The organism is Flavobacterium sp. SM15 (genome assembly GCF_022012335.1).
Lineage (GTDB): Bacteria > Bacteroidota > Bacteroidia > Flavobacteriales > Flavobacteriaceae > Flavobacterium.
Genome location: NZ_JAKLTO010000001.1, coordinates 416,556 through 434,704 on the forward strand (window position 1 = coordinate 416,556; position 18,149 = coordinate 434,704).

17 protein-coding genes are annotated in these 18,149 nt (G+C 41.0%); 9 read left to right on the forward strand and 8 right to left on the reverse strand.

What is annotated here, in order from left to right; all coding sequences use genetic code 11:
- Window position 1 precedes the first annotated feature (1 nt).
- On the reverse strand, window positions 2-1,885 hold the full coding sequence (locus LZZ90_RS01980; RefSeq protein WP_237789000.1) for an Nramp family divalent metal transporter: 1,884 nt from the start codon (window positions 1,883-1,885) through the stop codon (window positions 2-4).
- A 2-nt stretch (window positions 1,886-1,887) separates the two neighbouring features.
- Window positions 1,888-2,544 carry a metal-dependent transcriptional regulator gene (locus LZZ90_RS01985; RefSeq protein ID WP_237789001.1) on the reverse strand — a complete coding sequence of 219 codons (657 nt, stop codon included), beginning with the start codon at window positions 2,542-2,544 and terminating at the stop codon, window positions 1,888-1,890.
- A gap of 100 nt (window positions 2,545-2,644) precedes the next feature.
- Here LZZ90_RS01985 and LZZ90_RS01990 point away from each other — a divergent pair, with 100 nt between their 5' ends.
- The 6 genes from LZZ90_RS01990 (at window position 2,645) to LZZ90_RS02015 (ending at window position 8,384) form a co-directional block, all read left to right on the forward strand.
- The gene (locus LZZ90_RS01990; RefSeq protein WP_237789002.1) at window positions 2,645-4,897 is read left to right on the forward strand and encodes a TonB-dependent receptor; all 2,253 of its coding nucleotides are present in this window, start codon (window positions 2,645-2,647) and stop codon (window positions 4,895-4,897) included.
- The gene (locus LZZ90_RS01995) at window positions 4,897-5,367 is read left to right on the forward strand and encodes a thioredoxin family protein (RefSeq protein ID WP_237789003.1); all 471 of its coding nucleotides are present in this window, start codon (window positions 4,897-4,899) and stop codon (window positions 5,365-5,367) included. Before LZZ90_RS01990 ends, LZZ90_RS01995 begins: the two co-directional genes overlap by 1 nt.
- A 69-nt stretch (window positions 5,368-5,436) precedes the next feature.
- On the forward strand, window positions 5,437-5,847 hold the full coding sequence (locus LZZ90_RS02000) for a BrxA/BrxB family bacilliredoxin (protein WP_237789004.1): 411 nt from the start codon (window positions 5,437-5,439) through the stop codon (window positions 5,845-5,847).
- An 88-nt stretch (window positions 5,848-5,935) separates the two neighbouring features.
- Window positions 5,936-6,670, forward strand: coding sequence for a 1-acyl-sn-glycerol-3-phosphate acyltransferase (locus LZZ90_RS02005; RefSeq protein WP_237789005.1), 735 nt, complete (start codon window positions 5,936-5,938; stop codon window positions 6,668-6,670).
- Between the two features lie 5 nt (window positions 6,671-6,675).
- Window positions 6,676-7,674, forward strand: a complete 999-nt coding sequence (locus LZZ90_RS02010; RefSeq protein WP_237789006.1) for an acyl-ACP desaturase — start codon at window positions 6,676-6,678, stop codon at window positions 7,672-7,674.
- A gap of 65 nt (window positions 7,675-7,739) precedes the next feature.
- Entirely contained in the window at window positions 7,740-8,384 is a 645-nt protein-coding gene (locus LZZ90_RS02015) for an HD domain-containing protein (protein WP_237789007.1), read from the forward strand.
- Between the two features lie 72 nt (window positions 8,385-8,456).
- On the opposite strand, the gene LZZ90_RS02020 is transcribed toward LZZ90_RS02015, so the two are convergent.
- The 6 genes from LZZ90_RS02020 to hemH all read right to left on the reverse strand — a co-directional run bounded on the left by LZZ90_RS02020 (window position 8,457) and on the right by hemH (window position 15,396).
- Window positions 8,457-9,851 carry a T9SS type A sorting domain-containing protein gene (locus tag LZZ90_RS02020; RefSeq protein WP_237789008.1) on the reverse strand — a complete coding sequence of 465 codons (1,395 nt, stop codon included), beginning with the start codon at window positions 9,849-9,851 and terminating at the stop codon, window positions 8,457-8,459.
- Between the two features lie 289 nt (window positions 9,852-10,140).
- Entirely contained in the window at window positions 10,141-11,487 is a 1,347-nt protein-coding gene (gdhA, locus tag LZZ90_RS02025; RefSeq protein WP_237789009.1) for an NADP-specific glutamate dehydrogenase, read from the reverse strand.
- Window positions 11,488-11,555: 68 nt separating this feature from the next.
- On the reverse strand, window positions 11,556-12,338 hold the full coding sequence (locus tag LZZ90_RS02030) for an enoyl-CoA hydratase/isomerase family protein (protein ID WP_237789010.1): 783 nt from the start codon (window positions 12,336-12,338) through the stop codon (window positions 11,556-11,558).
- Between the two features lie 8 nt (window positions 12,339-12,346).
- Window positions 12,347-13,819 carry a PAS domain-containing sensor histidine kinase gene (locus LZZ90_RS02035; protein WP_370640595.1) on the reverse strand — a complete coding sequence of 491 codons (1,473 nt, stop codon included), beginning with the start codon at window positions 13,817-13,819 and terminating at the stop codon, window positions 12,347-12,349.
- Window positions 13,820-14,377, reverse strand: coding sequence for a CopD family protein (locus LZZ90_RS02040; protein ID WP_237789011.1), 558 nt, complete (start codon window positions 14,375-14,377; stop codon window positions 13,820-13,822). It lies immediately after the preceding gene.
- A gap of 2 nt (window positions 14,378-14,379) precedes the next feature.
- Entirely contained in the window at window positions 14,380-15,396 is a 1,017-nt protein-coding gene (gene hemH / locus LZZ90_RS02045; protein ID WP_237789012.1) for a ferrochelatase, read from the reverse strand.
- 318 nt (window positions 15,397-15,714) lie between these two features.
- On the opposite strand from hemH, the gene LZZ90_RS02050 reads away from it, so the two are divergent.
- The 3 genes from LZZ90_RS02050 to LZZ90_RS02060 are packed head-to-tail and all read left to right on the forward strand — an operon-like array spanning window position 15,715 to window position 18,076.
- Window positions 15,715-16,473, forward strand: coding sequence for a hypothetical protein (locus LZZ90_RS02050; protein WP_237789013.1), 759 nt, complete (start codon window positions 15,715-15,717; stop codon window positions 16,471-16,473).
- 12 nt (window positions 16,474-16,485) lie between these two features.
- Window positions 16,486-17,259, forward strand: coding sequence for a hypothetical protein (locus LZZ90_RS02055; protein ID WP_237789014.1), 774 nt, complete (start codon window positions 16,486-16,488; stop codon window positions 17,257-17,259).
- Window position 17,260: 1 nt separating this feature from the next.
- Window positions 17,261-18,076: a hypothetical protein gene (locus LZZ90_RS02060; RefSeq protein WP_237789015.1), complete on the forward strand. Its 816-nt coding sequence runs from the start codon at window positions 17,261-17,263 to the stop codon at window positions 18,074-18,076.
- Window positions 18,077-18,149 lie beyond the last annotated feature (73 nt).

Here is an 18,149-nt window from a genome sequence, read left to right on the forward strand (position 1 = left end):
ATTAATTTTTTACAATCAAGAGCGGGATAGAAATACCATGACGTACCGCATCAACTGTAGTACCGAAAAGCAAATCCTTGAACCAATGGTGCCCGTGCGCTCCTAAAATAAGAATATCAAAATTTCCCTCGTTTACGATTTTGGCAATGCTTTTTTTCGGGTTTCCGAAATCCAGTTTTATGGCGACTTTATAGCCTTTATCTTCCAATGCTTTTTTATAATCGTTCAGATAATTGGAATCACTCGAAGTTTCAAAATCTTCAATTTCATCACCGTATACCATCGCTCCGACAGTTTCAACCACGTGGATGATAGTATAATTCGCTTCTTTTCCTCCCAATTGTAACGCACTTTCGATGCTTTTCTCATCCGTAGTAGAGAAATCCAAAGCAACGGCAATATTGGAATAAACGATAGGCTGCTCGGCTTCCCGCACCACCACTTTTTTAATATGCGGCACTAACGTTGGGGAGACCATCGTTTTTTCTATAAACGGTTTGATGATGATGTACAAAAGCAACAATGCTGCCGCAATGGCTAGCGGAACCACAAAAATCCAAATGTAAACCGGGTTATCCGAAGTTTCCATCCAGCCTTTGATTTCGTCATAAACCAAGCGGGCATTCAGCGAAACAATCACCAGCGCAATCAGCCAGGAGGCTATTTTCGTATATTTTCCAATGGCGAAACCTTTCATCTTTGCATTGTCGCTCACAAAATGAATCAGCGGAATGATCGCAAATCCTAATTGCAAACTCAAGATTACCTGACTTAAAATTAGTAATTTCCCGGTAGCTTCTTCTCCAAAATACATAATTGTGATAAAAGCGGGCACAATGGCAATTAACCGCGTAATGATACGGCGCACCCAAGGCTGAATCCTTAAATTCAGATAGCCTTCCATTACAATCTGTCCGGCTAAAGTTCCCGTGATTGTTGAACTTTGTCCGGCTGCCAATAAAGCCAGGGCAAACAAAATCGAAGCCCATTTGGTTCCCAAAAGCGGTGCCAATAAACGGTGGGCGTCCTGAATTTCGGCTACTTCAAACATTCCGTTTTTATAAAACGTTGCTGCGGCAAGAATCAAAATGGCGGCGTTTACAAAGAAAGCCAGATTTAAGGCAATAACCGAATCAAAGAAATTATACCGAATCGCTTGTTTGATGCCTTTTTCCGAACGATCAAATTTTCGGGTTTGCACCAATGAAGAATGCAGGTATAAATTGTGTGGCATTACGGTCGCCCCAATAATTCCGATGGCAATATAAAGCGCCGTGCTGTTGGGAATCGAAGGAATAAGACCAGTAGCTATCTGACTCATGTCCGGTTGGGCCAAGAACATTTCCACTAAGAAGGAAAATCCAATAATGGCAATTAACGCAATGATGAAGGCTTCCATTTTTTTTATTCCTTTATTCAGTAGAAACAGAAGCAGAAAAGTATCGAGCATCGTAATACTCACCCCCCACAGTAGTGGAATATCAAAAAGTAATTGCAACCCGATGGCCATCCCTAAAACTTCGGCCAAATCACAGGCGGCAATGGCAATTTCGGCTAAAAAATACAACACAAAGTTAATCGGTCTGGAATAAGTATCACGAGAAGCCTGCGCCAAATCGCGCTGACGCACAATTCCTAATCGTGCACTTAAACTCTGCAGCAACAAGGCCATAATGTTGGACATCAAGAGCACCCAAATTAAGGTATAGCCAAACTGACTCCCCCCGGCCAAATCGGTTGCCCAGTTCCCGGGATCCATATACCCTACACTCACCATGTAAGCGGGTCCGAAGAACGCCAAAACGCGCTTCCAAACGGTTGTGTTCTGGGTAATTGCCACCGACTGGTGTACTTCTTCTAAGGAATTGGATTTTGTTGAGGCCATACTTATGAAATGGTTTTCGCAAACAGATTGCCTGCTATTTTATTGGAAATGATCATGGATTTTCCGTTTACTTCTATCGTTAAGGACATATCAAAACTTTCTTTGGCAACCACTTTAATTTTAGAACCCAAAGCGATTTGCTGCTTGTCCAGGTATTGTAAAAAGCTGGAAGAGGAATCTTTAACCCCTACACAAATTCCGGTTTGCCCAATTTCAAATTCCGAAAGCAATTGTTTTTCGACTTTTATGATGTTTCCGTTTTTATCCGGAATCGGGTCGCCGTGCGGATCTTCGGTAGGAAATCCTAAAAAAGCATCCAGTTTGTTGATGAGTTTTTCGGATTTGATGTGTTCGAGTTCTTCGGCTACATCATGCACCTCATCCCAAGCAAAATCCAGCTTCTCTACCAAAAAAACTTCCCATAAGCGGTGTTTGCGTACAATCATCTTGGCAGCCATCAAGCCTTTATCGGTAAGTGATACGCCTTGGTACTTCTGATAGATTACCAGTTCTTTTTCGGCTAATTTTTTAATCATATCGGTTACCGATGATGCCTTACTTTCTATTAATGCAGCTATGGCGTTGGTACTCACTCCTTGCTTTTGTGATAAAGAAAGATGATAGATCGCTTTGAGATAATTTTCTTCCGAATAAGTCATTACTAGCTTTTTACGTTTCCAAAAATACAAATTTTTTTGATTGAAAATAATTTTTTAGATTTGCCTAAATTTTTATTTCAATTACAACTAAAATATAATTGTGAAAAATCTAATTTTAATACTGTTTCTTTTTCTTTCATTTATACTTTCTGCTCAAAACTCAGTTAAAGGAAAAGTTTCTGCTGAGGGCGCACCTTTGCCTTATGCAACTGTGGTTCTGGTCAAAACCCAATTGGGAACCGTAACCGACAGCCTGGGAACTTATAACTTAACCAACATCCCTAAAGGTGAATACCATCTCAAAATATCGCATACCGGTTTTAAAAATCAGCAGCGAAAAATTATTCTCAACGACACTACAACACTTGCCTTCGATTTTGATCTAAAAGCCGACAACGCTTTGGACGAAGTTGTAGTAACCGGAACCCTAAAAGCTGTAAACCGACTGGAAAGCCCGGTTCCTGTTGAAGTCTACAAACCCACGTTTTTCAAAAAAAACCCAACGGCGAATATCTTTGAAGCCTTGCAAAACGTAAACGGAGTGCGTCCGCAATTGAACTGTAACGTTTGTAATACCGGCGATATTCACATCAACGGTTTGGAAGGCCCTTATACTCTGGTTTTAATTGATGGAATGCCCATTGTGAGCGGGCTTTCAACAGTTTACGGGCTCTCGGGAATTCCGAATTCATTATTGGAAAGAATCGAAGTAGTAAAAGGTCCGGCTTCATCCTTATACGGTAGTGAAGCCGTGGGCGGACTGATCAACATCATCACTAAAAACCCGAAAAGCGCTCCGGTTTTTGCTGCGGATGCTTTTTCCACGAGTTGGGGCGAGGCCAATCTTGATTTAGGGTTCAAAGCCAATCTTGGAAAAGTCGCTTCGTTGTTAACCGGTGTGAACTATTTCAACTACAGCAATCCGATTGACAACAACCACGACAATTTTACAGACGTAACCCTACAAGACCGTATTTCCGTTTTTCAAAAATTAAATTTCAACCGCAAAAACAACAAATTATTCTCTATGGCGGGACGTTTCTTTTATGAAGACCGTTGGGGCGGAGAAATGCAATGGGAGAAAAAATACCGAGGGGGAAGTGAGGTTTACGGAGAAAGCATTTACACCAAACGCTACGAAATCTTAGGTTCTTATGAATTGCCCATAACCGAAAAAATGCTGTTCACGTTTTCCTATACCGACCACGATCAAAATTCAGTGTACGGAAACATTCCTTATTTAGCGCAGCAAAAAATCGGTTTTGGGCAATTAACTTGGGACAAAAAAATGAGCCGTCACGATTTTCTTTTCGGAACTGCCCTTCGCTATCAGTTTTACAACGACAACACACCGGCTACTCCAAAGGCTGATAAAAGCTGGATTCCCAGTTTGTTTGCGCAGGACGAAATCCGCTTGAGTGAAAAACACAACCTGCTTTTAGGCATGCGTTACGATTACAACAACCGCCACGGCAACATTTTTACTCCGCGCTTGGCACACAAATGGAAAATCAACGAGAAGGCCATTTTTCGTTTTAATGCAGGTACGGGCTTCAGGGTAGTGAACCTTTTTACAGAGGAACACGCCGCGCTGACGGGATCTCGTAAGGTTGAAGTTTTGGAAGATTTACAGCCGGAACGTTCCTACAACGCCAATGTAAATTTTTTAAAAAAATTCTATACCAACGATGGAGACTACATCGGTTTGGAAACTACGGCTTGGTACACCTATTTCACGAATTCCATCATTCCGGATTACGATACCGATCCGAACAAAATCATTTATAAAAACTTAGATGGACATTCAGTAACACAAGGAGTGAGCATTAATCTGGATGCGGTGTTCCAAAACGGTTTGAAAATTATTTTGGGTGCCACTTACATGGATGTAGCTAAAACCGAAAACGGCATGAAGACCCGTCAGATGCTTACCGAGAAATTCACCGGAACCTGGGCGATTTCTTATCGTTTAAAAAAATTATACCTCGATATTGATTACACCGGAAATGTTTATGGCCCGATGCGTCTGCCAACCCTTGGAGATTCCGACCCGAGAAAAGATTATTCGCCAACTTGGAGTATTCAGAACATACAATTTACCTTCAACAAAATAAAAAACTTTGAATTTTACGCCGGAATCAAAAATTTATTAAATTGGACTCCAAACAAAGGCAATCCGTTTATCATTGCAAGGGCAAACGATCCTTTTGACCAAAATGTACAATACAATCCTGATGGAAGCGTTATGGTTACACCAAACAATCCGTATGCTTTAACGTTCGATCCAGGCTATGTTTATGGTCCCAATCAAGGTATTCGAAGTTTTTTCGGCCTCCGATATACTTTAAAATAATGAACAAGAAAGTGTTACTCCTATTGCTTTTCCTTTGTGGTTTCTCCGGATTCGCACAACTGAAAACCTATACCTTTTCCGAAGCAGAACAATTGGAACAGCAAAGTCCGAAACCTATTTTTGTCTTTGTACACACCTCATGGTGCAAGTATTGTAAAATGATGGAAAACTCAACGTTCAAAAACACGGAAGTCGTTCAGCTTTTAAACGATCATTTTTATTTTGTGTCTCTTGATGCGGAACAAAAAACCCCGATTACCTTCAAGAACCATACTTTTAAATTCAAGCCCAAAGGACAGAATTCCGGAGTTCACGAACTCGCTGAAGAGCTAGGAACCGTTGACGGCGCCATCACTTATCCGACTTTTTCAATTCTGGACAAAAACAATACTATTTTGTTGCAAATCAGTGAATATACCGATGCAAAAACCATGATTACCTTGCTCAAAGAAGCAGCCACTTTTCATTAACAAGATTGTAACAGTAATTTGAATTTTACTTTGTAAATTTGCCTCACGATAATCTTAGAACTTAAAAATATGTATCCAGAAGAAATGGTAAAACCGATGCGCGCTGAACTATCAGAAGCCGGTTTTCAGGAATTATATAGTGCAGAAGCAGTAGAAAATGCTTTAGCTAAAGAAGGCACTACTTTGGTAGTGGTAAACTCCGTTTGTGGTTGTGCAGCGAGAAATGCACGCCCGGGAGCAAAAATGAGTTTGGAAGGCGGTAAAAAACCGGACAATTTGGTAACGGTTTTTGCAGGGGTTGACAAAGATGCTGTGGATGCAGCGCGTCAGCACATGTTCCCGTTCCCACCCTCTTCTCCAAGCATGGCTTTGTTCAAAAACGGAGAGTTGGTACACATGTTGGAACGCCATCACATTGAAGGCCGTCCGGCAGAGCTAATCGCCGAAAACTTGAAAGATGCTTACAACGAATTTTGCTAATCGGTACTATGCAAGCATACAATAAAACCGCCATTTTCTTGGCGGTTTTTTATTTTATAAGCTTATATTTGCCTATTATTTGATAAAAATGCAAAAGATTGTCTCTTATCCCATCTCTATCGTTTTCTATGTGGCCTTTGCATTGTGCCTTTTAGTATTCCATCCGATTCAGTGGATTTGCTTCAATGTGTTCGGTTATCAGTCCCACAAAAAAAGCGTGGATTATCTGAATTTCTTCCTTACCAAATGCACCAATATTTTAGGAACAACGTATCATTTTCAAAACGTAAACCTGATCCCGAAAAACGTTCCGGTTATTTTCGTGGCCAACCATCAGAGTTTGTATGATATTGTTGGGATCATATGGTATTTAAGAAGATTCCATCCGAAATTTGTCAGTAAAAAAGAATTAGGCAGAGGAATTCCAAGTGTATCGTACAATTTACGTCACGGCGGTTCCGTTTTAATTGATAGAAAAGACCCCAAACAAGCCTTACCCGTTATTAAAGGCTTGGGGGAATATATTGAAAAGCACCGACGTTCGGCTGTAATTTTCCCGGAAGGAACCCGCAGCAAAACCGGTGTACCGAAGCGTTTCTCGGAAAACGGGCTGAAGATTTTATGCAAATATGCCCCTTCAGCATACATTGTTCCGATATCAATCAACAACTCATGGAAAATGGTGCGTTACGGCCAGTTTCCGATGGGCTTAGGCAACAGATTACAATTCACCATTCACGAACCTATAGCGATTAAAGATTTTTCATTCCAAGAAATAATGGAGAAGACCGAAAATGCAGTAGTACAAGGAATAAAAAATTAAAGATTATGTCAATACAAAATGTGCGTCTGGAAGTGATGCAGTTTTTAGAAAAAAACATCGACAGTTTCGTAGAAAACTACTTGATTCCTGTTGAGAAAATATGGCAACCGAGCGATTTATTACCCAATTCTGAAAAGGAAACTTTTTTGGATGAAGTAACTGAATTGCGTGAGATCGCCAAAGACTTACCTTATGATTTCTGGGTGGTTTTAGTAGGTGATACCATTACCGAAGAAGCCTTGCCAACTTATGAAACCTGGCTAATGGACGTAGAAGGTGTAAAGCAAAAAGGAGATGGAGGCGACAACGGCTGGGCCAAATGGTTACGCCACTGGACCGGTGAAGAAAACCGCCACGGCGACCTTTTGAACAAATACCTATACTTATCCGGACGGGTTAACATGCGCGAAGTAGAAATCACTACCCAACATTTAATCAACGATGGGTTTGACCCGGGAACCGATCGCGATCCGTATAAAAATTTCGTGTTTACCAGTTTTCAGGAATTGGCAACGTACATCTCCCACAACCGTGTGGCGCAGATGGCCAAAAAATTCGGCGATCATAAATTGTCGAAAATCTGCCGTTTAATTGCCGGAGACGAAATGCGTCACCATCATGCCTATTCGGAATTTGTAGACCGTATTTTCAAAGTTGACCCTAGCGAAATGATGCTGGCCTTCCAATACATGATGAAACAAAAAATCACCATGCCGGCGCATTTAATCCGCGAATCCGGGGAAAGCATCGGAACTGCGTTTGAGAAATTCTCAGAATCCGCACAGCGCATTGGGGTGTATACCTCTATGGATTACGTGGAAATTCTTCAGAAGCTTATCGACCGTTGGGAAATCGAAAAAATCGGAAACCTTACCGACGAAGCAGAAAAAGCACGTGATTACCTAGTAAAACTTCCGGCACGTATGACCCGAATTGCAGAACGCATGGTAGTACCTACCGAAGAAAAAATCTTCAAATGGGTACAGCCAGCCTTAGTGAAATAATTTTCAAAAATCCTTTTCAAAATAAAAATCCTTTCCGCAACGAAAGGATTTTTTAATCCAATACCATGACTTTAATCGAGAACACCATACTTTTTGTAAAACAGCAATTGGAAAATGCCGAAGGTGGCCACGACTGGTTCCACATTGAGCGCGTGTATAAAAACGCGCTATTAATTGCCCAAGGAGAAGCATGTGATTTAACCGTGTTAAAATTAGGCGCCTTACTGCACGATATCGCCGACAGTAAATTTCATAATGGCGACGAGCAAATCGGCCCGAAAACAGCCCGTGTTTTTTTGGAAAGCCAAGGCGTTTCGGAAGAAATCATTTTACACGTGATCGCGATCATCCAAAACATCTCGTTTAAAGGTGGCAACTTTGAAAAGAAATTCACCTCCAAAGAACTGGACATCGTTCAGGATGCCGATCGTTTGGACGCGCTAGGCGCTATCGGAATCGCGCGTACTTTTAACTATGGTGGTTTTAAAAACCGTCCGCTATACAATCCGTCGGTTCAGCCCAAGCTGAACATGAGCAAGGAAGAATATAAAAATTCTCAAGCGCCAACCCTAAACCATTTCTACGAAAAATTACTGTTGTTAAAAGACAAAATGAATACCAAAACCGGAAAACAAATCGCCGAAAAACGCCATGAGTATATGGAAAACTTTTTAGCGCAGTTTTATGCGGAATGGGAGGGCGAACGTTAATCAAAAATCAATTCGAATCGTTGTTGAAGCACCATAAATCATGCCGAAATCTACAAAAGCTTACTTTCGATCTTAATCGTTTTTAATGATTTTTTTAGTTAGTTCACCGTTGGCTGTTTTAATCTTAAGTAAATAAATCCCTGATTCTAAATCTCGGACATCTAATTCTATCCCGATTATTTCTTTATCGAGGATACGTTTGCCTTGTATATCGTAAACCTGAACATTTAAAACACTTTCGCCATCATTTGTGTTTATGAATAACGTCTCTTTTACCGGGTTGGGAAATACCACTATCGCTTCCTTGGTAAAATCAGCATCAGAAAGCAACTCTCCTGCTTCTATACGGATTAGTCGGGTGTGAGTTTGTCCTTTATAGGAATTGAACATCCCTCCTGCGAGAATCTTACCATCCGGCTGTGAGGTTAGGGTGAAGATATTACTGTCAAATCCGGTTTCAATATCAAAGGTGGTATCTTTAGATCCGTTAGCATTCAAACGAATTAAATAGTTTTGGGGCTGCCCTTGATAAGAGTTAAACTGCCCTCCCAGAATAATCTTCCCATTAGCTTGCAATACCGATCCGGAGACACTCCCGATGAAACCGGTTCCAACATCAAAAGAAGCATCCTTAGAACCGTCAGAATTCAAGCGAACCAACCCTTTTTGAGATTGCCCTTGGAAGGTACTAAACCAGCCTGAAGCTAGTATTTTTCCATCAGGTTGCACCTCTACCATGTTAACACTTTGGTCAAAGCCTGTTCCGATGCTAAAAGAAGTATCTTTCGTACCATCCGAATTTAAGCGAATCAGTCCTTTTTGACCTTGTCCTTTATAGGTGGTAAAGCCGCCTGCAACAAGGATCTTTCCATCCGCTAGAATGGTGACATGATTGACGACACCATTGAGCCCGCTTCCAATATCAAAAGAAGCATCTTTGGAACCATCCGGGTTTAATCGGATCAATCTCAGCTGTGTTTGGCCTTTATAAGAAGTAAAGTTCCCTCCCACGAGAATTTTACCGTCTGTTTGCATCGCCAAAGCATAAACATAACCGCCAAATCCCGATCCAATATCGAAAGTATTGTCTTTAGTACCATCCGGATTCAATCGAATTAAATAATTTTGCAATTGCTCTTGAAAATAATTAAAACCGCCTCCCACAAGTATCTTTCCATTATTGTCCCATACTATCGGCATTACGAATTGATTAAAACCGGTTCCGATATCAAAAGAAGTATCCTTGGAGCCATCAGCATTCAGACGAATTAAACTATTTTGAGACTGGCCTTGATAGGTAGTAAACAAACCACTTACAAGGATTTTCTCGTCAGGTTGGACATATATTTTATAAACATTATTATTAAACCCTGTGGAGGCATTAAAAAGCGGATCCGGATCGGATGGATTTTGAGCAGTTAAAAAAACGGATTGTAAAACACAAAAGAATAGTACAAAAATCTTCATAAACGTCGAATTAGTGGTTAAACAGTACTTCTCTTATCCTATTTGTTTTCTAATTTTAATTGGAAATTTCGGCTCCATTTTAAGCAAGATGACCATTAGCAATGAAATAAAACATAAGAATTTACCACCAAATTAATCGAAACAATGTTATGATTTAAAGATTTTTTTTATATTTAAGTTATTATCACAAAGTTGATTCTCAGGGTTATAAAAAAAACGGCTTCGATCCAAAGACCGAAACCGCTGGTATTAAAATCATAGAATAGCTATCCACTATCGCAAAATTTAATCACACCACACCTTGCGCCAACATTGCATCGGCTACTTTCACGAAACCGGCAATGTTTGCTCCTTTAACGTAGTCAATATAACCCGTTCCGTCGGCACCGTATTTCACACACGCTTCGTGAATATCGTGCATGATGCGTTTTAAACGCTCGTCCACCTCTTCAGACGACCAGCTCAAACGCAAGGAGTTTTGTGACATTTCCAAACCGGATGTAGCCACCCCACCAGCATTGGACGCTTTCCCAGGAGCAAATAGCGTTTTCTTGTTATGAAATACCTCAACAGCTTCCGGTGTACAAGGCATGTTGGCGCCTTCAGCTACTGCAATGCAACCATTGTCAGTCAATATTTTTGCGGCTTCCCCGTCCAATTCGTTTTGGGTGGCACACGGTAATGCGATATCACATTGTACTTCCCAAGGCGTTTTTCCTTCCACAAATTTTACATTCGGATATTGGTTAACATACTCGCTTATTCTTCCATAACGCACATTTTTAAGATCCATTACAAAAGCCAGTTTATCGGCATCAATTCCATCGGCATCATAAATATAACCCGAAGAATCGGAAAGCGTTACCACTTTCCCGCCTAACTGACGGGCTTTTTCTGCCGCATATTGCGCCACGTTTCCGGATCCCGAAACTACAATCGTTTTCCCTTCAAAACTTTCGCCTCTGGTGGATAACATACTTTGTGCAAAATACACACAGCCATACCCCGTAGCCTCTGGACGAATCAAAGAACCTCCAAAAGAAACTCCTTTACCGGTTAAAACTCCCGTGAATTCGTTGCGCAGTTTTTTATATTGTCCGAATAAATAGCCTACTTCTCTTCCTCCAACTCCGATATCTCCCGCGGGAACGTCGGTATCGTTACCGATGTGACGTGCCAACTCGGTCATGAAAGCCTGGCAAAAACGCATGATTTCCGTATCGGATTTTCCTTTAGGATCGAAATCAGAACCTCCTTTTCCACCACCCATTGGCAGCGTGGTCAAACTGTTTTTGAATACCTGCTCAAAAGCTAAAAACTTAAGGATGCTCAAGTTTACAGACGGGTGAAAACGCAATCCTCCTTTATAAGGCCCAATCGCGGAATTCATCTGAATACGGTACCCACGGTTTAATTGGGTCTGTCCTTTATCGTCGATCCAGGCTACGCGAAACATTACCACGCGCTCCGGCTCGGCCATACGCTCCAAAAGCATTTTATTTTTATATTTTTCATTTACTTCGATAAAAGGAATTACAGTTTCGGCTACTTCTTTTACCGCTTGTAAAAACTCCGGTTCGTTTGGATTTTTCTTCTCTACGCTTTCTAAAAAATCGCTAATTTTTTTGTGTGTCATTTGTTTTTCTTGGTTTGTGTGTTATTTATGTTTACAAAAAAAGCGAACCAAATTGGTTCGCTTTGTAATTATTCTCCAGGAAATACTGCTTTTCTTTTTTCTAAAAACGCAGTGGTACCTTCTTTAAAGTCTGCAGTTCCGAAACAGTCCCCGAAGGCTTTGATTTCCGACTGATACCCGTTAACGCCATCTACATAATTGTCGTTGATCACTTTGATGGCATGAGCAATTGCTACAGAAGAGTTGTTCATGATTCGCGTGGCAATTCCTTTGGTGAACTCCAACAAGTCCGGTTGCGCTACCACGTGGTTTACCAGTCCGGCGCGGTAAGCATCTTCTGCCGTGACCATTCCGGCGGTCATGATCATTTCCATGGCGCGTCCTCTTCCTATTAATTGGGCCAAACGTTGCGTTCCTCCATATCCAGGAATAACGCCTAACGAAGTTTCCGGAAGGCCCATTTTGGCGTTGTCGGAAGCTACTCTGAAATGTGCGGCCATCGCCAATTCCAAACCGCCTCCTAAGGCAAATCCGTTAACGGCTGCAATTACCGGAGTAGACAGATTCTGCACAAAGTCAAACAACAATTCTTGTCCTTTGGCAGCTAATTCTGCTCCTTGTTCTACTGAAAAACTTGCGAATTCCGAAATATCGGCTCCGGCCACAAAAGCCTTTTCCCCGCTTCCGGTTACAATGATCACTTTGGTAGTTTTATCCGCATCTTCCGCCTTAAAAGCGTGGTGCAATTCCTCAATGGTCGCTTTGTTTAAAGCGTTCAGTTTGGTCGGTCGGTTGATGGTTATTACGGAAATTCCGTTGTCTTTTTCAATTAAAATGTTTTCGTAGTTCATGATGCAATTTATGTATTTATTATAGGAAGGGTAACGGTGAATTCGGTGCCTATTCCCAGTTCACTTTCAAAATCGATGGAACCGTGGTAACTTTCCACTATGTTCTTGATAATTCCCAATCCAAGACCCATTCCGCTGGTTTTGGTGGTGAATTTAGGTTCGAAAATACGATTTTTATTTTCAATGGCGATACCTTTTCCGTTGTCTTTTACCACAATTTTTGCCGCGTCGTTCTCACGGAAGACTGTAACGGAAACCATAGGATGCGCTTCCTCCTCCGGAATCGCCTGAATCGCGTTTTTCACCAAGTTGGTAATAATACGGATTAACTGGGTACGATCGATTTTGGTGATGATTTCCTCTTCTTCGGATACAAAACGGATGTAATCTTCATTGAAAATATCCAAAGCCAGCTGCACCACGTACACAATATTTAAAGTTTCGTTCTGTTGCGCCGGAAGCGATGCAAAATTGGAAAAAGCCGAAGCCACCGAACTCATCGTGTCGATTTGTTGGATGAGCGTTTTGGAGAAATCGTCCATTTTTTGCTTTACGTTGACATCGTTGGGATCGAATTTCCGTTGAAAACTTTGCACGGTCAAACGCATTGGCGTGAGTGGATTCTTGATTTCATGGGCCACCTGTTTGGCCATTTCGCGCCAGGCTTGTTCCCGTTCGCTTTGCGCCAACAATACCGCACTTTCTTCCAGTTTGTCCACCATGGCGTTGTAAGCCGTAATCAGGGATTTGATTTCCTTACTGGATGATTCGAGCTGGATTTTTTCGTTCTTTTTATAAAATTGCGTTTGCTTTAATTTGTCGCTAATGGTTTGCAACGATTTAGTAATGTAACTCGAGAGAAAATACGCCAACACGAAAGAAATCAAGAGCATAAAAGCATACACCTGGCTGAAACGCATTAAAAAACTCTTTACCTCGTTTTCGTAAAACCCGGTTTCTTCCACATAAGGTAAGTTAATGATTCCCAAAGGTTTGAATTTCGTGTCTTTCAGATAACTGTAGGAAGAACGGTATTTTTGCCCTTCCACCATCTGCAAATCGACAAAGCGTTTGCTGGGCGAGGATTGGATGATTTTCAGAATAATCGGCTGGATTGGTTTGGCTACCTTGTCTACCGAAAAAGCACCTTTAGAAGAAATCAGCAGTTTTCCATTCAAATCGTACATATTAATCTCCAGACTGTGAATGTTGGCCAGTTCGTAAATCTTGTCTTTAAAAATAAGGGGAAGATTCTGAGTGGTTAACGGATAAGTTGTCGTGGAAAGAATGTAATTGATGTGCTCAGTAATGGCATCTTCCTTTCGTTCCAAACGGTCCTGATGGTAATCACGTGCTTCTTTTCGGAACTGATAAATGGAAACGGCCGCAATTAAAACCGACGCAACCAGCGTTAAAAAAATCATCGAAAGGAAAATCCTCAATCGAAGGGAGAGCTGCGTTATTTTAAAAGCGTCCGGCATTTAGCTTTGGTTTTTCTCGCGTAATTTTTTATAAAATTTATAGCCCAACATGAGCAGTATGGAAAAAAGAAGAATTCCTATTACTCCGTACACCCAATTAAAGGCATCTTTTAATATTACCAGAAAAACAACTGCAAACAAGATAATGGTCGCTCCTTCATTCCACAATCTGAAAAAAGAAGAAGAATGCTTTACCTGATCGTTTTGCAACTGCTTAAAAATCTGATGACATTTCAGATGATATAAATATAGTAAAAAGACAAAACCTAATTTAACGTGCATCCAGGGCATTTTCAGCCAGGCATTGCCCAAAGCCGTTCCGAAAAGCATCCAAAAGGCGAAAACACTCGCCAAAACCGCAGAAGGCCACGTAATGATGTACCACAAACGGTAGCTCATCAATTGGTATTGTTTGATCAGTATGCTTTGTTCCGGTTCGGGTTTGGCCTTCGCTTCCGCATGGTACACAAAAAGCCGAACGATGTAAAAAAGTCCGGCAAACCAAGTGATCACAAAGATCAGGTGTAATGATTTTATGTAATTGTAGTACGTGTCCATAATTACTTGTTGGCCCAGTCGTTGATCCAACGGGCTATGGTGTCCATCCAGGCATCATCGTCATTTAAACAAGGGATGAATTTGAAGTTTTCTCCTCCGTGTTCCTTGAATTGATGGTTGGCTTCCATGGCAATTTCTTCCAGAGTTTCCAAGCAATCCGCAACGAAAGCCGGTGTTACCACAGCCAGATTTTTGATTCCTTTGCCGGGCATCTTATTGATTTCGATATCGGTATACGGTTCCAACCATTTGTCCCCCGCCAATCTTGACTGATAGGTTTGGCTGTATTTTTCCTTCGGAAGCCCTAAAAGCTCCACGACTTGCCTGGTGGTTTCCGTACACTGATGACGGTAACAAAACTCATGCGCCGGCGAAGCCACCGAACAGCAATTCCCGTCAATTTTACAATGTGATTTGGTTACATCGGCCTTACGGATGTGACGTTCGGGAATTCCGTGATAGGAAAACAACAAATGGTCGTAGTCAAATCCTTCCAAATGTCTTTTGATGGAATCGGCAAGGTTTTGAATGAAATCCTTTTTATTATAAAATGCCGGCACGATTGTAAACGTCATGTTTGGAAAATGTTTCTTGCGCAGTTCTTCGGCCAAAACCAAAATTGTGGTTGTGGAAGCCATCGCATGTTGCGGATATAAAGGGAACAGCATAACTTCTGTCACTCCTTTATCATGTAATTCCTGTAACCCGGAAAGAATGTTCGGTTTTCCGTAACGCATGGATAACGCAACCGGCACCTGAACCCTTTGCTGTACTTTCTTATGTGTTTTTTTTGAAATAACGATTAGTGGTGAACCTTCCTCAGTCCAGATTCTTTTGTATGCATTGGATGAATTTTCAGGACGCTTTCTTAAAATGATTCCACGAACCAAAAAAGCACGCAACAGATATGGTACATCAATTACGTATTTATCCATTAAAAATTCGTCCAGATATGGCTTGACATCTTTCGGCTCCGGACTGTCCGGAGAACCTAAATTGACCAATAAAACTCCCTTCATTTTTTCTTTTTTTCAAAAGTACTATTATTTAATAACATACATGCTTTAAACTATTCTTAACAATAAATTATTTTAGATAAATAGTTCTCAATAAATATAACAATATTTTATTATAATCATTTTTTTTAAACAAAAACATTGTTATTAGTTAAAATTAAGTTAACTTAGATAAAAAGTAGCTTTTAAAAGGCAAAATACTAACAATCACATTCTTACAAATGAAAAAAAACTAAAAAAATAACAAATCACGCGCAACCATTGTTAAATAATTGCGTCTTTACGGTAAATAATTTTACAAAACTAACAAAACGTGGACTTATGAGAAAAATTTACATTATGCCCCTAATCATACTGTTAAACACTCTTCTTCATGCCCAGGTTAGCGGTGTTGGAATTGGAACCTCCAACCCTCAACAAAAACTACACTTAGCCTCATCTAGCGGAACAATTCGAATCGACGGGCTGAATTCCGCCAACAACGCATTCAACGGAGGCGGTATAGACAAGACCTATCCCGTATATGTTAACGACACCGGTGATTTAACACTAAGCTTATCGACTTTTCAAAACAGTGACGGTAGTGATGCCATAACTGCCACAACTCCTTTCGTTACAACATCACTGCTCGTTCCTACTTCAGCAACCGCTCCAAACAACGGGCTTCGAAACCTTGTCATTCTTCCTTACACCATTACTATTGCAAGAGATGCAGTCTTGGAGATTAAATACAGCATCAGTTTTGAAGTAATGAGTACTGCTGCCACTAAGCTAAAAAGTACAAAAGCCAGAAGAATTTCAACCTTTTACACTGTTGATACAGCACCCGCTTCGTTTACATCAACAACACCAAGGTTCGGACAGGCCTCAAAATGCTATCATAACAATAATGATCTGGCAGCCACGCCGGTCAATGCCTCTAAGGGGAATATGTACAATTCCAGCACAACTTACATTAGTCTGACCGCCGGAACACACACTATTCGATTTTATGGGGAAGTGAGTACCGGAACCACAAATGATCAGACCCGAGTAAATTTTGCTGTAGGTAATGATTCTGTTTTCATGCGTTTATACTAAAAACTTAGAATTATGAAAAAATTACTACTCATACTATTAATACCTACCGCAACGATAGCACAAGTGGGTATAGGAACCGCCAATCCGCAAAAAGATCTGCATGTGGCCGGCAGTACTTCCACCATTCGTATTGAGAAATTAAACTCTGTAAACGGCGCTCCTTTAAATGATGGTGTAAAATTAGCGCCGGTATATGTCGATAAAGACGGAGAACTCACATTGTACCCTCCAAACTATGCTTCAGGAGGTGGGGTTCCCGGAACGGTTGCTCCTCTAAATTTCTTAATTAATGTGGGTAATTTTATCCCTGATGGAACCGCTCCTTACTACAATGGAATTGTTTTAAACAATGACACTACCACAACTACTGCTTCTATGGAGTTAGTTTCCGTACCTTTTTCAGCACCACAGGCTGCATTAATCGAAGTAAAGTACGGAGTAACCATTATCGTTTCCGGAACCGATATGATTACCACTCCTGCCGGATCAACCCTAAACGACCGATCTGCACGAACGTATGAACTCTACTTCTGTATCGATCTTAACAACGATGGTCTGGATGCAACAGAACTTTCAAAACAATACGGAAACAAAGGACAATCCTACACCAGTTTATCTCAAGGAATCATGGGGTACCCCTATATGAATGCACATGGATATGCTAATATTCCGGCTGGAAACCATTCCTTACGCTTTTTTGCAAAAACTACAGACGGAACCAACAAATACACCAGTATTGGATTTGGCGGTGATTTGGATTACTTAAAAATCAGATTATATAATTAATATGAAAAAACTACTTTACTTAGTATATGTTATTCCTTGTTCTGTTATAGCACAAGTTGGAGTAAACACCTCAACCCCACAAGAAGAATTACATATCGCCGGGAACACCTCAACGGCTCGAGTTGAAGGTTTGAGTGCTGCAAACAATACCGCAAATTTAGGAGCCGGAAACTCCACCCGCGTCTTTGTCAATGCAAATGGAGACTTGGTTCTGGGTGCCGCAACCAATAATGTGGAAATTCTTTTCAACCCCTACAACTACTTAAACGATGCTCAGGATACCGGAGGAAGTGATGCAAACGTAATCACACAAACCGGTGTTGGTTCCGGTTACACAATTGCTGGATGGCCAAGACAAATTGGGGCAGGTCTCTCTACTTTCACCTTAACCAAATCCGCCATTGTTGAAATTAATTATTCGCTTTCTTGGGAATTGGAAAAAAATGCCAGCAGTGCTCCTGATGATGAAAATGCTAGGGTTATTCAAACCTATATGTATTTACTGAAAATGCCACTTACTTCGCACGATCCAACCTTTGCAACCGGACTTGTGACTACTGATTTAGACGGAGTCCCTTTAACCATTGGAAGAGCCTTAGGGCTGAACGGACAATTTCACACCAATGCTGCCAGTGACGGAGCTGCAAAGTTATTTCACAATACCGGCACCGATTATGTTAAACTACCAGCCGGAAGATATTGCCCGATGTTTGCCGCACAAGTTGCTGTAGGAAACACCGGTGGAGCTGGAGCTTGTAAAATGTACATCGGAACAGGACAAGACGAAGTTCAGGTTATTGCTCATTATTATAATTAACGATTTATAGCAAACTAAGAAAGCAGCCTATTGGCTGCTTTCTTAGTTTATAGAAGTTAAACAACCCGAAAAA